General features: G+C 66.4%; 15 protein-coding genes and 1 pseudogene. 7 read left to right on the top strand and 9 right to left on the bottom strand.

The window, feature by feature from the left end:
* Positions 1–2: 2 nt before the first annotated feature.
* The 3 genes from KA712_23000 to KA712_22990 all read right to left on the bottom strand — a co-directional run bounded on the left by KA712_23000 (position 3) and on the right by KA712_22990 (position 3,143).
* Positions 3–1,232, bottom strand: a complete 1,230-nt coding sequence (locus KA712_23000) for an efflux RND transporter periplasmic adaptor subunit (GenBank protein MCG5055836.1) — start codon at positions 1,230–1,232, stop codon at positions 3–5.
* Between the two features lie 50 nt (positions 1,233–1,282).
* Positions 1,283–2,581 (bottom strand): TolC family protein, encoded by a 1,299-nt coding sequence (locus KA712_22995; GenBank protein MCG5055835.1) that lies wholly within the window; start codon positions 2,579–2,581, stop codon positions 1,283–1,285.
* Between the two features lie 307 nt (positions 2,582–2,888).
* Entirely contained in the window at positions 2,889–3,143 is a 255-nt protein-coding gene (locus tag KA712_22990) for a hypothetical protein (GenBank protein MCG5055834.1), read from the bottom strand.
* Between the two features lie 343 nt (positions 3,144–3,486).
* On the opposite strand from KA712_22990, the gene KA712_22985 reads away from it, so the two are divergent.
* The 5 genes and pseudogenes from KA712_22985 (at position 3,487) to KA712_22965 (ending at position 6,358) form a co-directional block, all read left to right on the top strand.
* Positions 3,487–3,918 (top strand): hypothetical protein, encoded by a 432-nt coding sequence (locus tag KA712_22985; GenBank protein MCG5055833.1) that lies wholly within the window; start codon positions 3,487–3,489, stop codon positions 3,916–3,918.
* 126 nt (positions 3,919–4,044) lie between these two features.
* Positions 4,045–5,193 (top strand): annotated as a pseudogene (locus KA712_22980) (OmpA family protein).
* Positions 5,194–5,216: 23 nt separating this feature from the next.
* Entirely contained in the window at positions 5,217–5,357 is a 141-nt protein-coding gene (locus KA712_22975; GenBank protein ID MCG5055832.1) for a hypothetical protein, read from the top strand.
* A gap of 45 nt (positions 5,358–5,402) precedes the next feature.
* Positions 5,403–5,708, top strand: coding sequence for a hypothetical protein (locus tag KA712_22970; GenBank protein ID MCG5055831.1), 306 nt, complete (start codon positions 5,403–5,405; stop codon positions 5,706–5,708).
* Positions 5,709–5,929: 221 nt separating this feature from the next.
* A complete protein-coding gene (locus KA712_22965) occupies positions 5,930–6,358 on the top strand; it encodes a hypothetical protein (GenBank protein MCG5055830.1) in 429 nt (142 codons plus the stop codon).
* Here the strand turns inward: KA712_22965 and KA712_22960 are convergent, their stop codons facing one another.
* From KA712_22960 to KA712_22940, 5 genes are all read right to left on the bottom strand, one after another.
* Entirely contained in the window at positions 6,359–8,656 is a 2,298-nt protein-coding gene (locus tag KA712_22960; protein MCG5055829.1) for a tetratricopeptide repeat protein, read from the bottom strand.
* A 46-nt stretch (positions 8,657–8,702) separates the two neighbouring features.
* On the bottom strand, positions 8,703–11,081 hold the full coding sequence (locus KA712_22955; GenBank protein ID MCG5055828.1) for a discoidin domain-containing protein: 2,379 nt from the start codon (positions 11,079–11,081) through the stop codon (positions 8,703–8,705).
* A 79-nt stretch (positions 11,082–11,160) separates the two neighbouring features.
* Entirely contained in the window at positions 11,161–12,345 is a 1,185-nt protein-coding gene (locus KA712_22950; GenBank protein ID MCG5055827.1) for a serine/threonine protein kinase, read from the bottom strand.
* On the bottom strand, positions 12,342–13,565 hold the full coding sequence (locus tag KA712_22945; GenBank protein MCG5055826.1) for an FHA domain-containing protein: 1,224 nt from the start codon (positions 13,563–13,565) through the stop codon (positions 12,342–12,344). The genes KA712_22950 and KA712_22945 overlap by 4 nt, the downstream gene beginning before the upstream one ends.
* 96 nt (positions 13,566–13,661) lie before the next feature.
* Complete coding sequence (locus tag KA712_22940) at positions 13,662–14,204, bottom strand: PilZ domain-containing protein (protein ID MCG5055825.1); 543 nt, start codon at positions 14,202–14,204, stop codon at positions 13,662–13,664.
* A gap of 138 nt (positions 14,205–14,342) precedes the next feature.
* Here KA712_22940 and KA712_22935 point away from each other — a divergent pair, with 138 nt between their 5' ends.
* Complete coding sequence (locus KA712_22935) at positions 14,343–15,257, top strand: aminotransferase class IV (protein ID MCG5055824.1); 915 nt, start codon at positions 14,343–14,345, stop codon at positions 15,255–15,257.
* Positions 15,254–15,463 carry a hypothetical protein gene (locus KA712_22930; protein MCG5055823.1) on the top strand — a complete coding sequence of 70 codons (210 nt, stop codon included), beginning with the start codon at positions 15,254–15,256 and terminating at the stop codon, positions 15,461–15,463. Before KA712_22935 ends, KA712_22930 begins: the two co-directional genes overlap by 4 nt.
* 41 nt (positions 15,464–15,504) lie before the next feature.
* On the opposite strand, the gene KA712_22925 is transcribed toward KA712_22930, so the two are convergent.
* Positions 15,505–18,996, bottom strand: a complete 3,492-nt coding sequence (locus KA712_22925; GenBank protein MCG5055822.1) for a PQQ-dependent sugar dehydrogenase — start codon at positions 18,994–18,996, stop codon at positions 15,505–15,507.
* Positions 18,997–19,023 lie beyond the last annotated feature (27 nt).

Here is a 19,023-nt window from a genome sequence, read left to right as displayed (position 1 = left end):
CCTCAGCGCAGAAGTTCGCTCTTGAGCAGGAAGGCGCCGTCCGTGGCCACGACATCCCCGGGCTTGAGCCCGGCCCGCACCTCGATGAGCTCGCCGCCCGAGCCTCCGAGGTCCACGACGCGGCGACGGAATTGGCCATCCTCGGCTTTCACGAACACGAGCGGCTTGCCATCGACCCTCTGCACCGCTGTTCGCGGGACGGCCAGGACCTCCTGGGCGACGAGCTTGGGGTTTCCCACGATCCTCGCCGTGACCAGCTGCCCAATGCGCAGCTTGCCGTTGGGGTTGTCGAGCTCGATGCGGACGCGCGCCGTTCGTGTGTGCTGATCGATGAGGTTTTCGACCTGGGTGAGGGTCGCCTTGAAGACCTCTCCGGGATAGGCCTCGGTCCTGAGCTCGACGTCCTGGCCCATACGCACCTTGGCCAGGTCTTTTTCGTAAATGTCGAGCAGAACCCACAGCCGGCTCATGTCGGCGATCCGAAACGCGTCGGTCGCCCGCTCGACGGCCTGTCCCAACGTGACGTAGCGCTTGACCACGGTGCCCCCGATCGAAGCCCGCATGGGCACCCGTCCTCCCATGTAGCCCTTGCGATCGAGGGACTGGATGTCCTGGTCCGAAAAACCGATGGCCTGAAGCAACTCTGTGGCGGCCTTGAGGTAGGCACGATCCGTCACGGCCTTCGCCACCGCGCCTTCGTGCTCGCGTGCCGACGAAATGCGACGCTCGACCAGATCTGTCTCGCGCTTGAGGTTCGCTTCGGCCGCATGCAGCTGCGCCTGGGCGGTCAGGTACTGCGCCTGGGCCTCGCCCACCTGGGCACTCTCGATCCACCCGAGGATCTGCCCCTTTTTGACGACGTCCCCGATGCCCGCGTTGAGAGCGGCGATGCGGCCGTCGACCAAGGGACCAATGATGGCCAAGTGGTCTTCGCTGGCAGCCACCGAGCCCACGACGTCCACGTCAGGGGAGAGCCGGGCAATGCGCGCCTCGGCGGTGGAGATGGGGTTCTTGTTGAGCGCCTTTTCCGTGAGCGCCAACGCTTGACCGAGGGCTTCACCCTCAGCAGGCGCAGGCGTGGTCGCTACCGCCACCGGGGGGGCGGCACCTGGCTTGTTCTCCTCGTTACAGCCGCCCGTTGGCGCAAGGAGGGCCAGCGACAGGAGACTGACGGGCCACGCCCGTGTCCGCCTGCCCGGGGCGCCGCCTTCGCCGAGGAAGGGAAGGGCCACCCGTCCGTTTCGAGACCGCTCAGAAGACCGTGGTTGCACCGCGTGTTGCCTCATACTTGTCCTAACGCTCGATCCAGTTCGATGACGGCCAGCCACAGCTCGCCGAGAGTTTCAAAATACGTACGACGCGCCACCCAGACCTCGCGCGAGGCCTGGATGACCCGGAAGAAATCGAACTTGCCCGCTCGCCACCCTTCCCGCAGCAGGTCTACCGAGGCCTGCGCCGCCGGCAACACGCTCGTCTGGATGACCTCGAGCTGGCGTCTCAAGAGACCCACGGCACGAAAGGCTCGCTCGACTTCGTGGCCAATCAGGCGCTCGGTGACGTCCCGCTCGACGGCGAGGCTCACTTTGGCTGCGCGGACCAAGGCCTTGTCGCCCTGGTTTCGCCGAAACACGGGCAAGGGCATCTGCAATCCTCCGCCCATGAAGAGCTGACCGGGCAAGTCCCTCTGGAGATCGACGAACACCGTGGGGTTCGGAAGCGTCTCCCGGGACAGCCGGGTCAGTTCCGCGTCGAGTTCGAGCTGGCTATTTTCGATCAGCGACAGCTCCGCCCGATGGCTTCGCGCCAACGTCAGTAGCTGATCGAGCGCCTCGGTTCGCGGCTCGGGTCGCGCCACGTCGGTGGTCAGCGACACCTCGGTGCCTGGGGGCAGGCCCACGGAGATGCGAAGAGGCGTGAGCGCCATCATGGCCGACTGCTCGGCTTCGAGTCGGGCACGCTCGACTTGTCCCAGCTCGGCTTCGGCCAGACGCATGTCGATGTCGGACGCTGCCCCTTCCTCGACGCGGGCTTTGACGGCCGCGAGCAGCTGATGGGCGAGCTCTTCTTGCTTCAGCGCCGCTTCGGCCTGGCTCCTCGCGAGCACGCTCGCCACATAGGCAGCTTTCGTACGGGCCCGGGTCTCGTTGCGCGCCACGGCCTGCCGGAACCGCGCGGCCTCCACCGCCTGCCTGACCACGGCTCGTCTGGTCCCGCGTTGGTTGAAGATCTCGAGCTGCTGCTCGGCGTGCAGGCCGAACTGGGTGCCTCGCGCCACGGGCCCCGGTTGGTTCGATTCCCGCCGCGGCCCCAAAAAGCCACCCACCACCGGGTTGCTCGGGACCAACAGCGCGGCTCCCACGTCGCGCGCTTTCACCGCTTGGGTTTCTGCCTCGGCCTGCCGAACGAGCGGGCTGCTCGCGACGGCCATACGCAGGGCCTCGTCCAGCGGGAGGGACATCACGTCCTCTGCCTCGGCCGTCGGCCCCAGGGCTTGCGCCCCCAGCACGGCCGCCATCGACAGCGCCCAGCGCCCGAGACTGCGTGACAGGAACCGCTTTTGTTTCGACTGCTTAGCTTGCAATTCAGGCACTTTGTATCAACGGAGGGGAGCAGGGGCAACCCACGAGAGCCCGGGGTGACCCAATTGGGGATATCGGGACGTCTGGTCTGTGCGTTCGGCCTCACGGGGTTTGGCGAGAGGACGCGCGGCGAAGTAAGTCACAGGAACTGTTTCGCCGCTGTTTCTTTTTTGTTCCTTGCGCGCGCATGCGGCTGGTGCCGCCGGTTCGTGCCGGGAAAGGCCCCTCGACGTCATCCGGAATCACGAGGTGGCGAAAACGACAAAGCCCGCCAAATGGCGGGCTTTGAGAAAGGCCGAGCCGAAACGTTCAGCTTTCGGCGTAGGCCTTGATCTGCTCCTTGACGAGCTTCTCGTTGACACCCGTTCGGATGTATTCTTGAAGGCAGTCGGCCAAGGTCACGATCATATCGTCCAAAGACCCTTGCCCCGAAACCTTCGCGATGAGGGCGTGGGCTTCCGGGCTTTCGTCGCCGCGTAGAAATTCGCGCAGCATCTCCATGTTCAGGTCGCCGGAAAAGTCGAGTATCGCGTGTTCGAGCAAGAATGCTATCAGTCGGTCCACTTGGCCTCCGGGGGGGAACAGGGGGTGAGCCTTAAAGCCATATCGCGGAAACTACGCGGGATGCAAGGTTTTTCCGGATCTTCTTGGGTCGGGACGCACAGGCCGTAACGTGCATTCGGCACGGTTCTGCGCGGCATCGCCGACCTCGCAGCCGTAAATGACTTTGGCTCTTCCCCCCTCGGACCGCCGCCCCGGGGCCGTGCGTCGCGTGCGTGCCGGGCGTTACGGGGGCCCCGTGATGCGACCGCTTCGAAGGACCGGGGATCAGCCCGCAGAGTCGGGAAACCCATCGTGATTTAGAGCGCTTGACTCGCTGGGGGAAGCTGTATACGGTCGGCTCAGCGTGTCGCGCCCTAGGTTGGTAGCAGCGTTGGCGCTGGTGGTCGCGCTTCCCGTCGGCTGTGGGCCTGTCGAGTACCTCGCACAGGTGGGCGGACGGGCTTCGGCATCACTCGCGCAGGCCCGGCGCGAAAAGGCGGATGAGCTTGCTCCTTACGAATACACGGCGCTGGCTGCGGAGTACCTGAAGAAGGCGCGTGAGGAGGCCGGGCGATTCGCAGTACCAAACGGCTCTCGAGTACGGCCTCTTGGCCGAGGAGCTCGCCGATCGCGCGAAAGCCCTCTCGCGGGGAGCGGCAAGGCAGGCCGGAGCTGGGAAGAGCCGGGCTCGGGGGGAGCGCTCGCTGCGCGGTGGATCGTCTTCGGGGTCGCCATCATTGCCGCGGACCCCGGCTTCCGAGGCTCCGGCAGCGGGCGGCTCGGCTCTGGCCGGTGAGGACACGCCCTCCCCCGAGGACGGTTCCGTTGCTCCAGGTCGCCATGCAGAGGATGACGAGTCCGGGCGCGCGGGAGTCAAGACGCCCCGCAAGGGCCGCCTGCCCACCCACGAGGAGCCTTAGCCATGACCGGGCGATCCTGCCTTCAGCAGCGGGTGTCTGTGGCGAGCACGTCGTCGCGCGCCGTAGGGGCTTTTGTGGTCATGGGGCTGCTTCTGACCGGCTGCGCGGGGGCCCGTCTCGAGGAGCGTTCGCGTCAGGTGCGCTCCCTGATCGGGGAGGCGCGGGAGGCCGGGGCGTACAAGTGTGCGCCCCGGCAGCTCGCCTTCGCCGAGACGCACGTCGTGTTCGCAGAAAGCGAGCTTCACCAGGGCGATTACTTCCGCGCAAAAGATCACCTCGAGATCGCCGAATCGCAGGTCAGCGAGGCTCTCAGGGAGTCACCTCCCGAGCGTTGCGTGGCCAGGCCCGATCCCGAGCCCGACGCCCCGGTCGCCGTCGCAGGCCACAAGCCCCGCGATCGCGACGGCGATGGTCTGCTCGACGAGGCCGACCAATGCCCCCTAAAGGCGGAAGACCTTGACGGCTTTCAGGACGGCGATGGCTGCCCTGAACCCGACAACGATGGCGACGGCGTGCTCGATCCCGCGGATCAGTGTGCCCTCGAGCCCGAAGACCGGGATGATTTTCAAGACGCCGACGGCTGCCCCGACGTCGACGACGACGGCGACGGCGTACCCGATGCGCGTGACCGATGTCCCCGGGAACCCGAGGATTTCGACGGGTTCGAGGACGCGGACGGCTGCCCCGACCGCGACAACGATCAGGACACCATCGACGATCCGGCCGACAAGTGCCCGAACGAGGCAGGACCCGTGGGCACCGAGGGCTGTCCCCAGCGGTTCAAGCACATCGAGGTGAAGAAAGACAAGATCGAGCTCAAGCAAAAGGTCTTCTTCGCCACGAACAAGGCTCAGATCCAGGCGCGTAGCTTCGACCTGCTCGAAGAGGTGGCATCGGCGCTGGCGGCGCGGCCGACGATGCACGTTCGCATCGAGGGCCCACACCGGACAGTCAGGGCAAGCCCGCCTCGAACCTTCAGCTGTCTCAGATGCGTGCCGACGCCGTGAAGGCGCACCTCATGGGGTTGGGCGTGGCACCGAGCCGCCTCGAGTCCGTGGGCTTTGGGCCCAGACCAACCCATTGAGACGAACCGCACGGCTGCGGGGCGGGAGCGCAATCGACGTGTCGAATTCGTGATCACGACGCCTTAGAAGTCGGATAGGTTTCCGACCCGATGCCACGCCGGATTTTCGAGGTGAGCCTGGCCGCGACGGCGGTTGCCCTGACGTGCGGAATGCTGTTGGCGCCCGGACTTGGCGCTGGCGTCGCCGGCAAAGAGGCGCGCCACGTCGTCGACGATGCCCGAAGAGCCTGATCTGCCGGCGTCCGTACCGCGTCCGCTGTTCTGTCCGAACCCCCGATGAGGCGCCTCCGCGCAAGAAGGCTGTGCTTCGGTGTGTGGTGCAGCCGGGGCGTCGCTGTCTCGCGGGTTCTGCTTTTCTTTCGTGTTCCCGGCGACGAGACCTACGAATCGGTTCCCGCCGTCAAGACGCCGAAGGGGTGGTACGTGGCAGTGGTTCCGGGCAAGACCCTCACCGGAAGCGTCCTCCAGTTCTACTTCGAAGGCCGTGATGCCACGGACACCCCGGTCGCAGAGAACGGCCGCTCCGACAGCCCCAACCTGATGATCGTGCGAGACGGTGCACGAGCGGTGACCCCACGATGACACCCTCGGGGCCGTACGGAGGGAGGCCGAAGGGGGACGGTGGCACCCCCAGCAACGACGGCCCGGTGTTTTCGGGTCGAGAGCGCTCCCCGCCTCTACGGAGGGGCGTCGCTTCTGGGTGGCGCTTTCGGTAGGGCGGGGGCCTTGGTTTTCACGGTACCACCGAGCTCGAGTGGTACGGCTCGGAGATCTCATCGGGCACACCGCCGTCCGGGGCCTTCGTGCTGTGGCCGGAGCTGGGCTTTCGAGTGGCGCGCTACTTTGCTCTGGCTGTTCAGGGGCGCAACCAGGTGATCGTCCACGAGGGAAGCGATGGGGCCCGTGAAGGGCGCCCGGCGGAGGGGGGCGAATGCGGGCTTGCTGCGCGCCATCTTGTGGCTGCCGATTCGGGGCTCATTCGAGCCTTCAGCTGTCAGCGCTCGGGCGGGGCGGGAGAGGGTTTCCGTCTCGTGATTCCCCCCAACGAAGTGCTTGGGCGAACGAGCAGCGACACGGTGAGGGGCGGCCCTTTCATCGTGGGGGCCGGTCTGCATGGCGACATTGGTTTGTCGCCGGTGTGGGCTTTGCGGCTTGGACTCGAATTCTTGCGGGGCCTTTCCCACACCGCCCATGTCCTCGACCTGGGGGTAGGCGTCGTGGTCTCGTTCTGATCAGTTGCAAAACCCTCCCTCGACCAGCGTCCGCAGGGCAGGCAAGCGGGTGGGATCACGCCCCAGGTTTCGCTGTGCCCGCGCGTAGACGGACGCGGCCCAGCAGCGGTCGGCGTGGTTTGGGGTCGCCAACGCCTGCCCCATGAAGTGGCTCGTGAGCCTGCGGCTGTTTTCCGCCAGGAGACCTGCGACGAACGTGCCCACCGGCCCGAGCGGCTTTCTGGATTCGCGCAGGCGTGAGGCGAGGACCATCGACGAAGCTGGCGTTTGGCGCGAGAGCAACCTCCACCACCGCAAATCGTCATCGGCACGAACGGCCGTCTCCCCAATCTCTTGCAAGGTGGCGGCCAGGGCGCGCACGTTTCCCCGAGCGTAGGCCGCACGCGCCGCCAACAGACGCGTCTCCGCTGTCCAGGGACGTGGAGGCACCATCTGCTTGACGTTCGCCGGGCCTCGTCCCAGGGCCCATGCCAGCTCGGCCCACTCCCGGGCTGGAAAGGCTTGTGCAGTCATGCGCCTGAGGCGTTCCAGAAAGACGTGGGCCGTTCCAGACTGCCCGATCTGACTGAGGGTCACGACCGCCTCGGCGAGAATGCGCGGGTCCGTGGCCTCCAGTTTTGCGAGCTGGGCCAGGCGCCGGGCGGCTTCGTTCCGATCGCCGGTGCGCCGTGCATGGCTGGCCAGCCGGCCCGTGCACGCCATCAACTGATTGGGCGGCAGATCGGGTGTGCAGGCCACTTCAGCCGGCGCGGATTCGGGACGGAGGGCTTGTTCTGCCTCGAAGGCGAGCTGCCGCAGCCGCGGATGCGTCGGGTTGCGTGCCTCCAGGGGCGCCAGGGCCTCGAGGGCCTCGGAGGGCTGCCCGGCATCGAGCGCGAGCTCAGCGTGCAGCAGGCGGGGCCCGGTCGCGTCGCTGTCGGGAAGGGTGGCGAGCTTGTCGCGGGCCCCCTCGAGATTGCCTTGCCTTTGCAGCAGCCGCGCCTGGGCCAAAGGTATCCAAATCGAGCCCTCGCGCCGGGACTGTGCGCCTTGCACCAACGCCCCTGCGCGGTCCAGTTTGCCCTCCGCGAGCGCGTTGAAGACGGCCGTTGCCAGGGCCGCATCGGCAAGCTCCCCCTCGAGAGCGTCTGGCGCCGTGTCCGAGCCCGGAGCGCCGAGGGGCTCTCCATAATCGAGGCGAAGCAGGGAGGCTGCCAGGTTGCGGCTGGCGACCTCTGCGGGTTCAGAACCTCCCTCCCGCGCCTTCAAGACCTCGCGCAAGGACGCGGGGCTGCTCAACATGAGCTCCACATGTTGCGGCAGACGCGTTTCGACCACCTTGGGCGCTTCCCTCGGTGCTGGCTTTGGCACCTCCGGCATCGTCGCCGTGATCGGCGCCTCCCGCATCATCCAGCGCAGGCTTCCAAAGCCAAGCGCGGCTGTCGTGACCAGGGCCGCGCCCCACGCGAGGCCCCGGGGCCAGCGTCGGCGCCAATGCTGGTCCAGTACGGGAATGCCCTTCCAGGTGACCGAAGGGGTGTGCTCGAAGTCTCGCGGGCGTGACGTTGGCGCCACGTTGATCACGGCGCTTTCGGGAGCCCGGAGCCGCGAGGCTTCGGCCGGCGGCGCCAGATCCACCAGGGGTGGTGGCCACACCGAGGCGGTGCGACGTACTTCGGCCGCAGGGGAGGGTGCCTCCTGGGCAGGCTCGGGGCGGAAGTCCCGGCGCGCGTAGAGCGGTGTTTCAGGCGGCGCGATGCCTGTTGGGGTGGGATCGTCTTCGCTCAGTCGACTGCGCGGCTCCCGTCCTTGCACGGGGATCGGGGGCGGAAGAGGCGTCGCAAGATTCATGGCTCTCGTGGTGCTGTCGTCTCGCGCCTCGATGACGTTTGCAGGGGCGTCCTGTCGTTGCGCGGCTTGCCCCGCCAGCATCTGAAGCTGCCCCAGCCTGCGATTGGCGGGTGAGAGCATGACCGCTTGGTTCAGGACAGCCCGCGCCCGCGCCCACCGCCCCTGACGTACCAGCACCTCGGACAGCCAGCGGTATGCCGCCACCGAAGCCGGGTACTGGATCGTGGTGGCTCGCAGGATATCGGCGGCTTCATCGAGACGATCCTGCTCGAACAAAACGCGCCCAAGCACGATTTGGCCGCCCGAGAAGTTGGGGTGTTGGTGAATCAACCAGCGCGCGATCGTCTCGGCTTCAGCCGCACGACCCGCATCGCATAGCGCGTGGGCCGCCGATGCCAAAGCGGCCGGCTCCGGAGCAGCCCCTGCGGCCTGGGACGCTCTGAACGGGATCGATGCCTCCGAGCCCACGGGCGCGACTATAGACGTGGGCGTCGAGGCTCGCGAAAATTATTGTCTACGTTTTCGCCCCGGCACTCACATCTGTCTCGCTCGAAGGAGTTCCCGAGGCAAGGGTCTTGCTCCATCCCTCCCGCGCCAAGGGCCACACCATCGCGACGAACGCGGCGATGAGCAAGAAGCTCTGATAGTTGAAGAACTCATCCGTCCAGCCATGCGCCCAATCGTAAGTTGCGTACTGTCCCACGCAGAGGGCACAAAGTATGGCCACCCATTCTCCAAACCGCCGAGGGGACTGCTTGGCAGAGATCGCTAGCGGCAGCAGGAAGATGAGGTGCAGGTAATAGTTGGACGGATAGAAGCAAAACGGAATCGTGGTAAGTCCGATCAGAGCAGCAGACTCGGGTGAGCGTCGACGACACGCCAAGACGACGAGCACGACGAACGCAGCCATGGCGAGTCCGTGCGCAGGTGCGCGGCGCCGTAGGTTCTCGAAGAAGTTATTCTCCCAAACGCCCCATGGGTTGGGTGTGCCGGACTCCGTGAGCTTGCGCGCCGTGGCGTCGGGGTCATAGGCCATCACGTTGCGAAGGCCGATGTTGTTGACGCTGACGTCGGAGGCGTGGATGCTGATCTTTTCTCCCCATGCGATCCATGCCCGAGGACCGAAGACCACGGCGGAGAGGCTGAAAAGCAAGACGACGCAGGCGAGGGCTCCGGCCGCGGCACGAATCGTGGGCCGTTCAGCCGCCCTGATTTCGGCCCACGCAGGCATGGCTTTGCGGCGAAGACGTTCGCCGGCGAGCCACCACAGGGCAGGCAACACGACAAAGAACGTTGCCATGGCTGGAAAGGCGCGGATGAGCCCCGCATAGGCGAAGAGCGCACCCGAAAGCGCAAACCTGTCACGTTTGAAGGCGCAGGCACCGAGTCCAAGCGCCACCAGCCAATCCTGACGGAGCATCGAGCCCATCAGGTTGCTACCGAATTGATAGAAATCAGTCGCTCCAAACAGGACTAAAACGTATCCCATCACGCGCCAGCCAAAGACGCGCCCGACGAAGAAGAACATCACGGCGAGCAGCACGGGGTCGAACAACCCCAGGAGCACCAAGGTGATCTCGGTGGCTGGGACTAGCCGCAACACCGGACTGGCGCTCAAGAGCCAGACGGGCGTGGCATTGCCCCCGTGATCGTTCATGTTGTCGAGAAAGGCACGGTCTCCCATGATCTCGACGAAGGTCAGGATGTCGGCCTTGAAGGCCGCCCATCGCTCATCGGAGAACCGTCTTCTGACGTCTTCGACGTGCGAACGCATCTCGGTTGCGGACTTCACCTTGCTTTCGCGCAGGTCTCGGAAACGTTGATCGCCGTACTGTTCGAAGGGGGCGTCACGCAGATCGAGGAACGCTGCGAAACTCGCCGCGTAGAGGCCATCGAAGCTCAGCTCGCTGAAGTACTTTCCCACGGGAAAGTAGTGGCGCATGTCGTAGCTATGGACGTAGGTGTTTCGCCCTTCCTTGGCGTGCCAAAACTGGGCCGCTCCGAAGTGGTAGTAACAACCCACGGACAGCGCCGCGAGAATGCCCAACAAAGCTCCGGAGGCACGCTTGTCGAGCGTCGGGAGGTTTGGCAGCAGGAACTCCCGAATGGCCAGGCTGCCCGCCACGACCGCAACGGTGGCACGGATCAACGGCTCCTGGTCGAAGAACGGATAGAGGGTGAACAGGTCTTGGGCGACGACTGCCACCAGGACCCCGAGCCCAGCTCCCGCCAAAATCATCTGCCCACGTGGCCTGCCAGCGAGGAAAAAAAGCACGAACAAGACACCTGCCACGGCGACCCAATGCACCCGTGTTTTCACGGTGTCGGCCAGGGCTGTGCCCTCGACGCGATGGACCTCGGGAGGCCAAGGTTCCGGGCAGGTCTTGTACAGCGCAAGCTCCGAGAGAGAATAGGAACCATCCCCTCCGTACGCGCGAATGCGCACGAATTGGGCGGTGGCGCTCAGCTTCAAGGTGCGGTCGCGCAGGCCTACCGCATTCACGGCGGGGGCCACGAACAGCGGGAAGTAATCATCGCCGTTCATGGATCCAGAGACCTCGTAAACGTCGTTGTTGTCTCCCTGAAGGTACGCGCAACGAATGGGTGAAGGGGTGCCGAGGTCGAAGGTGGCGAAGGCGTCCTTGCTGCGGAAGCGGGTGGTGAGGTCGGTGAGCCAGAACGCGCCTTCGTCAGCCGCGCGCCCGTCGGTCAAGCGCGCCGGAGAGGTCACACCCTGCCGGGCGATGGGCGTAAGTCCCGCCAGGAGGTTGCCGTCTTGCCCGCTGGTTTCTGCCCGCGCCTCGAGGGGCAGTACACCACAAGCCACGAGCAGCAGGGCCGCTGCTCGGGCGTGGGTCCGTACGGAGTGGAGAGCCCAACCCAGGTTGGACATGACCCGCTGCGATAGTGGCGCTGGCATGGAGCCGCAGATAATACCCCTGCCCACCTGGCAGAGAAGCCCCATTGCGGCCTCAACCCAGAATCGCGAGCGCTGCCTGAGCGTTCAGCGGCCGCGCGGCAGGCTCTGCGGCGGTCAAGGCGGCCACGAGGTCGAGGAGGTCCGGAGCCGTGATGCGCCAGGTAGGCGTCACCTCACTCGGGAAAGGCGGGGCCTCGAAGCGGCCGCTCGTCAAGTCGGCTCGGGTGCGCATGGGGCGTCCCGCCGCCATCTCCCACACGATGGCACCCATCGCAAACAAGTCCGTTCGCACGCTGGAGTCGGCGCCCAAAAGCTGCTCCGGCGCGAAGTAAAGCGGCGTGCCCGCCGGGCCCACCCCGGAGGCTTGGGGATTTGCCGACAGCAAGCGCGCTACACCGAAGTCTCCGAGTACCGGGCACCCGGTACCCCGTAAGAGAATGTTGCGTGGCTTGAGGTCGCCGTGCAGAAGACCCGCGTCGTGCACGGCTGCCAGGGTAGCCAAGAGGGCCTTGGTCGTGGCCCTCACCTCTTCGAGCGGCATCGCCTGCCCGTCCTGTCCCAGGTCGTTCAGTCTGTGGCGGAGGGTCCCCATGGGCAGGTACTCCATCGCGAGGCTGCGGGTCTCTTCGTCGAGATCATAAATCGCCACGACGCCCGGGTGGCGCAATCCGGCCGCCAACCGGGCTTCACGAAAAAAGCGCTGGCGAAGCTCGCTGCGGCTGCTGGCCGCAAGGAACGGGTGCAGCACCTTCAACGCCACCTGGAGATCCAAATGGGCATCTCGCGCCAAAAACACGGTAGACGTGGTGCCGCGCCCCAGCTCCGCCAAGATCTCGTACCGCGCCGCAATGACCCCTTCCGGTGAGAGCAAGGTGGCCTCGGGTCGAAGCGGCATGCGAGGTAAAGGCGTGGCCGGCACGAGGGCTCGGTTCAGCCTCTGCAGGTGAGCACGTGCGGCGGGGTGATCCACGTCGAGGGCCAACAGCCTCTCCCAGAGTTTCAAGGCCTCGTTGTGCTCGCCCGCCCGCTCGTGTAAGTGGCCAAGCAGGCTCATCGACTGCTCCCAGACTTCGTCGTCGTAAGAATCGAGGAGGGGCGCGGCCGTGGCCTTGGCAGCGTCTGCCTCGCCGGCGGTCGACAACGCCTGCGCCAGTTCCAGACGCGAACGCTCATCGTGGGGGGCTGCCGCCAGCTTTGTCCGTAGCAGGGGCAGTCGGTCTCGGGACCCGCCGCTCATGCCACGACTTCCAGGGTCATCGCCTCGTTTTCACCCAGGATCTCGATGGTGTCGCCGAGCAGGAGATCGCAGCTTCGTCCGATGAAGCGCCCGCTCACCCGAACCAACTGACTCGCCAGGCGCTCGAGGCGTGCGACCCCTCCGTCCAGGTTGAGGCTCACCCCAGCCCCTCCATCGAACACCTCTGCCAGGTCCACGGATCCCTCTGCCACGATGGCCTTGAAGGCCCGATCCAGCCCCGTCTGGCCCTCGAGTCTCACGAGACCCGGGCGGTTGCAGGTGACCGTGAGACGACACAGGCGGCCGAGGCTGATCTCCATGTCGTGCCCAAGCGGCACCCTTCCCATCAAGCGGGCCCCTGCCATCGTCGTCCCCGCTTTGGAGCCTGCATCTTCCACCACCATGCGACCACCATCGGCAATGATGACGGCGTGACGCCGGGAGACGCCCGGATCGCGCAAGGGCAGCTCGCAAGCGGGATCCCGCCCCAGTACGGCGGGCGCCCCCGCAAAGCGGAGCGTCCTGGGCTCGGGATGTTGGACCTTGAGGGTGATGCCGCGACCGCGCCGGAGTCTGACAGCCAAATCGGTTCGCGTGGTGTTCATCCCCGACGCTTCGAGAAGAGGCTGCGGTGCTGCTTCCAGCAGCAACAAAGCTGCGAGGCGATCTCCAGACTCGATCAACCCTTCCACCTTTCGGGAGAGCTCCGAGACCGCGCGGGTCGCGCCCCGTCGCTCGTCGATTCGCTGGTGGCAGGCCTCCATCCGCTCGAGATCTCCCGTAGCGCCGTAGGCGTCTGCGGCGCGCAGGTCCTCGCCCGACCGTTCGAATAAACGGGCTGCCTCGCGGGGATCGCCGGCCGCCAAGAGCAGCTCGGCTGCCAGCGCCAGCAGGTCGCGCTCGTCGGCCGCGAGGGGATCGTGTCGGAGCCGCTTGGCCAGCGCCGCTCCGGCCATGGCGCGCAGGGTGGAGATCTCTTTCTGGATGGAGGCCCGGCGACTGCGCGCTTCGGGCATGCGGGCCAGCGCGCGGTCGATGGCCCGCGCGGCGGCGGCAAGCTCGTCGAGTGGGACGACGTCCAGGGAGGCGTGAGCCAGGAGCATGTCGACCGAGCTCCAGCTCCTCTCTTCCACGAGGCGCTCCGCCAGGCGCGCCAGCCGACCAACGTTGGCCGCCGCCTCGATCTGGGCGGGCGAGAGGAGTAGCAGTTCCTCGGCCATGCTCCGATCCTAGCATCTCGCGACAAAACTCTCCCGCCGCCACGAGCCTCGCCACCGCGTCGCGGGCGCAACCCCGCGAGGTTGCAGGACCTGAGTTCAGGCCTGCTTGATGCGCCTGACCAGTTCGCGTAAGCGCCGCGAGCCGCCTCCCTCCCTGAAAAGGAAGCGGATGCCCGTGCCGTCTTCGCTGGCGTGGTAAAGCACGCGCCCTGCCAGGTCCATGGGCGCCTCCCCTCCGGGGGGGACGAACTCGAGGACGACCTCGGTCCCGATGGGTGGGGGCGCAATGCCACCCACGAGAGCCCCACTCACGCTGATCTCGCGAAGCTCCACCTGACTCGTCAGAGGTTGGCCTTCGATGCGCAAGGTCGCGGGAAGCGCCACGGGCAGGCGGGTGTGCTTGCGGCGAGGGGCGGGGGGCCGAATGCCCCTGAGCGTCTCGGTCACGAACGCCACCTTCTGCCCCTCGGCTTCGTCGAAGCGCACCGTCACGCCTGCGCGGACACGAAGGCGGGGCAGGGCCGGTCGCCACTGCAGCACGATGCCCTTGATCATGACCCGGTTCGGCAGGGCCTTACACACCAGCTCGATGACCACGGGCGTGTCGCTGATGAGCGGCGTGGTGGTGGGACAGAACACATGGGTTCCGTTTTCATCTTTACGGAGGACGCTTTCAAACTCCTCTGCGTCCTGGCAACGAAGCCTCAGGATGTTCAAGCGTCGCCTCGGTAGGGATGGCCGTGAGTGTCCCGATGTACTAGCTTCGTTGTTTGCGTCATGTCAATCCGTGTTTACATCTCGGGACAAATTGTGGAACCCGAGTTTGCCAAGGTCTCGGTTTTCGATCGCGGCTTCCTCTTCGGCGACAGCGTGTACGAGACCGTGGGCACGGTGCGGGGGCGGCTCTTTGCCTTGCAGGAGCATCTGGATCGGCTGGAGCGCTCGGCAGCGCGCGTCGCTTTGGCCTTGCCACCCAGGGAAACCATCGAAGCCGCAGTCCGCAGCACGGTCAGGGCTGCGGAAAACGCCGACGCCCGCGTGCGCATCGTCGTCACGCGAGGGATTGGCCGCTCGGGTGACCTCGATCCCCACGCCGCGACCGAAGCGCAGCTCATCGTCATCGTTCAACCCCTCAATCCGCCCGCGCCTCATCTTTACGAAGAAGGGGTCGGTGTGGAGGTGGTTTCGGTAACGCGCAACCATCCCGGTGCGCTCGATCCGGCCGTCAAGTCGGGCAACTATCTCACGAACGTTCTGGCGCTCGGAGAGGCGCGCACCCGCCGCCCTGGCGTGCACGAGGCGATCTTGTGTTCTCCCGAGGGCTTCATCGCAGAGGGCGCGACGAGCAACGTCTTCGCCGTCATCGATGACGTGCTCGTGACGCCTGCGCTGTCCGTGGGCATCCTGCCCGGAATCACGCGTGAAAAGGTGTTGGCGCTTGCGCGGGCCGAGAACCTCCCCTGGCGCGAGACCACGTTTTCCCCGGACGATTTTCGCCGCGCGTCCGAGGCGTTCATCACCAGCGCCGCACGCGGCATCTTGCCGGTCTGCCGCATCGATGGGCAGAACCTGGGCAGCGTTTGTCCCGGCCCCCTCACGCGACAGTTGATGGTGGCCTATGCGGCCCTGCTCGATCGAGAGCTGGCCAACGAGCCGGTTGCGACGAGCCCTCTTGCGGAGTCCCACGCGTGACGAAGTTCTTTATGGTCAGCGGAATCGTTCTCGTCGTGAGTGGCGTGCTGCAAGCGGTGGTTCGTCCCCCGGTGCAGGGCGAGAGCCGCTTGAATCGAATTCTCAGTCGGGCCACGTTGCGGGCCGTGGTTTTCGTCACCGTGGGCGTGGTGGGCATTCTCGTGGGCGTGGGCGTGCTGCACTTGCCTCAGCCTCCAGGTCCCTGAAGCGGCCGTTCAAAGCGCAGGTCGTGGCCGCTCCGGCCGCGTTACCTCGACGCTGCGAGAAAGGCAACCAGGTGCCGCAGCTCCCGCTTTGTCAGGATGCTGCCGAACCCATCCGGCATCCCCGAGGCGCCAGGTTCGCGGTCGGCGATGTTCAGCTTGTCCACCGTGATGACCCCTTCTTCGGCGGAGTCCAGCACCAGCGTGGTCGGTGTCTCACTCTTGACCGTGCCGCCATGGATCGAACCGTCCTTCATCGTCAACAGGACCGACTCGAACCCTGGTGCGAAGTGCTTGCTGGGATATACCACCGCTTCGAGCAGGTACTCGCGGGAGCGGCGGCGTCCAATGCCCAGGAGCTCGGGGCCCACCTCGGACCCGTGACCTTCGATGCTGTGACAGCGGCGGCACTGGACTTGCGTGTTGTACAGAAACACCTTCCGGCCCTCCTCGGGATCGCCGCCGATCGAGGCCTCCGCGAAAGGCCCAAGGTCTGTGTCCGGGCGACTTTCCTCGAAGGCGGCCAGCTTGGCGTCGAGCTCTGCCTCTCGTCGCTTCGCTGCGGCCTCCAACACGTCCAGGGTCAAGCCTGGCTCAAGCTTGTTGGCCAGCAGCTCGTCGAGCAAAGCGCCAAGCCGAGGGCGTACACCCGGGTCGCGCAGCCATCCCAGGATCGCCACGGCTGCTTGTTTTTCGGCGAGCGCTCCCTTGGCGAGGGTCTCGTCGACCAGCGGCAAGCCCTGCGCCGGGTTGGCCTTGACCCGCGCCTTGAGCGCCCACAAGCGCACGCGTGGTGAGCTGTCTGCGGAGGCGCGTGGCAAGACCCGCGCAAGCTCTGGGGCGCCCAGCGCCGCCAAGGCGTCGAGCGAGGCAAGCCGAACGGACGCGTCGTCCCACGCTTGTTCGAGCGCGCGCGCCAAGAAGGGCGTGGCCTCGCCGATGCGAAGAGCGGCCACGGTGTGGGCGGCGGTCACGAACACACGGGGCTGTCGCCGCGCCAGGATCTGGCCCAACACGGCGCGCAGCTCGAATGACGCCACCTCGGGATCTCGGAATGTGGTCGGCAGCGGGCGGTAGGCTCCCGTGACCCGGTCGATAGGAGGGGCTTTCGTCCATTCGCCCAAGGCACTCACGGCCTCCTGCCTCAAGGGTTCCGGGGCCGTGCGGTCGGCTGCAACCTTGGCCAACAGCGCCGCGCCTTCCTTCGTTCCCTGGCGAAAGTTGGCGTGCAGGACCCGGCTTTGGACCACGTCGTCCTTGATGCGAAGGCCCCTGGCCCCGAGCGCTGCCAGCGCCGGGGTTGCCGCCTCGATGGGCACATCGTTGATGGCGCGCGCCGCTTCTCTGACCACCAAGGGGCTGGCATCCGCCAAGAAGCCCGCCAGCAGGGGAGAGCCCTGGCGGCGCAGCGCCACCGCGGCGGCAAGCCGAACGGAGGGTGAACGGTGCTTCGCGAGCGTGGCGAGTTCCTCGGGGCTTCCGCCGGCGGAAAGGGCCAGGATGCCCGCATGGCGCACGAAGGGATCTCGATCGGCGTTGCGGGCCAGCAGGGCCACCACGGCGTCCTGCGCGCTTTGGGCACGAAGCCGCGCCAGCGCCAGGGCCGCGAAGAAGCGCACGCGGTCGGTGCGATCGGAGAGTGCGGCCGTCAGAGCACGTACGGGGCCGTCGCCCGGAGCATCTCCCAGCACCTTCGCTGCCTGGGCCCGGGCCTCCTCTTCGGCGGGCGAGCCTCGTTTGTCCTCGAGCCGAGCGACCAAAGCGGCCACCAGAGCCTCGCTCGTCGTTTCCGGCCGTGGACGGGCCGAAGGCGTTTGCCGCAGACGTTCGCCAAGGCCCCAAATGGCATGGAGCTGGGCCAACAAGGGCTGCCCGGGTTGTGCGCTCTCGAGCAGAAGATCGTCGCGGCGGGCATCGACGAGCGCAAACTGGGCCTCGCGACGGACTCGCATGTCCGGGGCGGCGAGCTTCCTCTGTAGCTCCTCCGGCGCGCGGTCCGCACCGCTGCCGGCGAGCCAGGCTCCCACGGCAGACGCTTCGGCTGACACCACACCGTTTTCCGTCACACGGTAAAGACGGCCCTTCCCGGTGCCCCTCCATCCGTAGACCCAATCGGAGACGTAGAACGCTCCATCGGGGCCAAAGTCGACGTCCGTGGCCAGCACGCCCCAGGCAAACCTCTCGGGCTTCGACAGGTGGAAGCCGGCCCCTCGCGGGCGCAGCGAAAACGCAAGCACGCCGCTGTTGTTGGCTTGGCCTCGGAAGTCCGCGAGGAAGAAGTGCTGCCGGTAGGCGCGCAGATGACCGGTCCCGGGGTGATAGGTGAGGCCCGCGGGGCCGTTTGCCACGTTCGCGATGGGCGGCACGATGTAGGCCGCCTGGCCCTTGAAGGCAGGGCGCCAAAGAGCTTCGCTGTTCCAGGGCCCGCGGGGGGCGGGGTCGCCGAGGTTCTGGTAGCCCAATCGCCAGCCCGAGTCTCCCCGCTCGACCACGTAAACGAAGCGCGCCTGATCGCCGGCGTCCGAGTTGTTGTCCGCCGTGAAGAGGTTACCGAATTCGTCGAACGCCAGCTCCTGCGGATTGCGCAGCCCCTCGGCGAAGATCTCGAGCCGGGTTCCATCGAGCTCACTCCGGAAGATGGCGCCCCGATCGGGTACGGACAGCAGCTTGCCTTCCTTCGTCTTGACGGCGGCCCCCCGGTCGCCGAGGGAAAAGTACAAACGCCTGTCGGGCCCGAGCGCGAGGCCGTGGAGGTCGTGCCCCAAGAACGCGTAGCGTACCCCGTAGCCAGTTGATACCTCTTCGCGGGCATCGGCGACGCCGTCGTCATTGGCATCGCGTAGACGCCACAGACTGGGAATGTTCGTGACCCAAACTTGGCCTCGGCGTACCAGGACACCCGCCATCAGGCCATCCAGCAGCCGGTTAAAGCCGTCTGCGAACACCGTCGCGTGGTCGGCCACGCCGTCGCCGTTGTCATCCACGACCCGTTTGACAATGTCGGAGTCCTGGGTGAATCGCTCGAGATCGCCCTCGAAATACGTCCGCAGCAAGCGCTCTCGATCGGCGACGGTGCGGGCAGAGAGCTCGGCGTTGAGAATCTCTTGGCCGATCTGCTCCATGCGCTCTTTGCTTGCCTTCTTCACGAAGGCCTCGGAGGGCCACTTCAACCGACCGCGGTTGTCGAGCACGCCCGTGGGAAGCCGGTGGCCCTCCGCCACGAACACGCGGCCCTGCTCGTCGAACGCAAAAGCCACGGGGTTGCGGACCAGGGGCTCGGCGGCAAACACCTTGGCCTCGAACTCGCCGCCCGGGTGTTTGACCTTGGGAAACCGAATCTGCCGCGCGGCCTGAGCGGCTTCGGCCATGGCGGCATCAGCTGGCGTCAGCGTCTCGACCGTGCTTTCGGCCCCGGGGGAAAGGGTACGGTTCGTCTCTTCGGCCCCTGTCGTGGAGGCCGGGAGAATCGCTGTAACGAGTCCGACGAAAAACGCCCTCTGGCGGGCGAGCGACCAGGGCCGACGCAAAGCGAGCATGTGAGCGCTTCAATCTAGTCGCTCGGA

The organism is Myxococcales bacterium (assembly GCA_022184915.1).
Lineage (GTDB): Bacteria > Myxococcota_A > Polyangia > Fen-1088 > Fen-1088 > JAGTJU01.
The sequence above is the reverse complement of the archived record's forward strand: the minus strand, read 5'-3'. Positions and strand labels throughout refer to the sequence as shown.

Coding starts and splice junctions, on each gene's coding strand:
- KA712_22975 (MCG5055832.1), top strand. CDS start 5,217: ATGCCACGCCGGATTTTCGAGGTGAGCCTGGCCGCGACGGCGGTTGCC.
- KA712_22970 (MCG5055831.1), top strand. CDS start 5,403: ATGAGGCGCCTCCGCGCAAGAAGGCTGTGCTTCGGTGTGTGGTGCAGC.
- KA712_22955 (MCG5055828.1), bottom strand. CDS start 11,081: ATGTCCAACCTGGGTTGGGCTCTCCACTCCGTACGGACCCACGCCCGA.
- KA712_22950 (MCG5055827.1), bottom strand. CDS start 12,345: ATGAGCGGCGGGTCCCGAGACCGACTGCCCCTGCTACGGACAAAGCTG.
- KA712_22945 (MCG5055826.1), bottom strand. CDS start 13,565: ATGGCCGAGGAACTGCTACTCCTCTCGCCCGCCCAGATCGAGGCGGCG.
- KA712_22935 (MCG5055824.1), top strand. CDS start 14,343: ATGTCAATCCGTGTTTACATCTCGGGACAAATTGTGGAACCCGAGTTT.
- KA712_22925 (MCG5055822.1), bottom strand. CDS start 18,996: ATGCTCGCTTTGCGTCGGCCCTGGTCGCTCGCCCGCCAGAGGGCGTTT.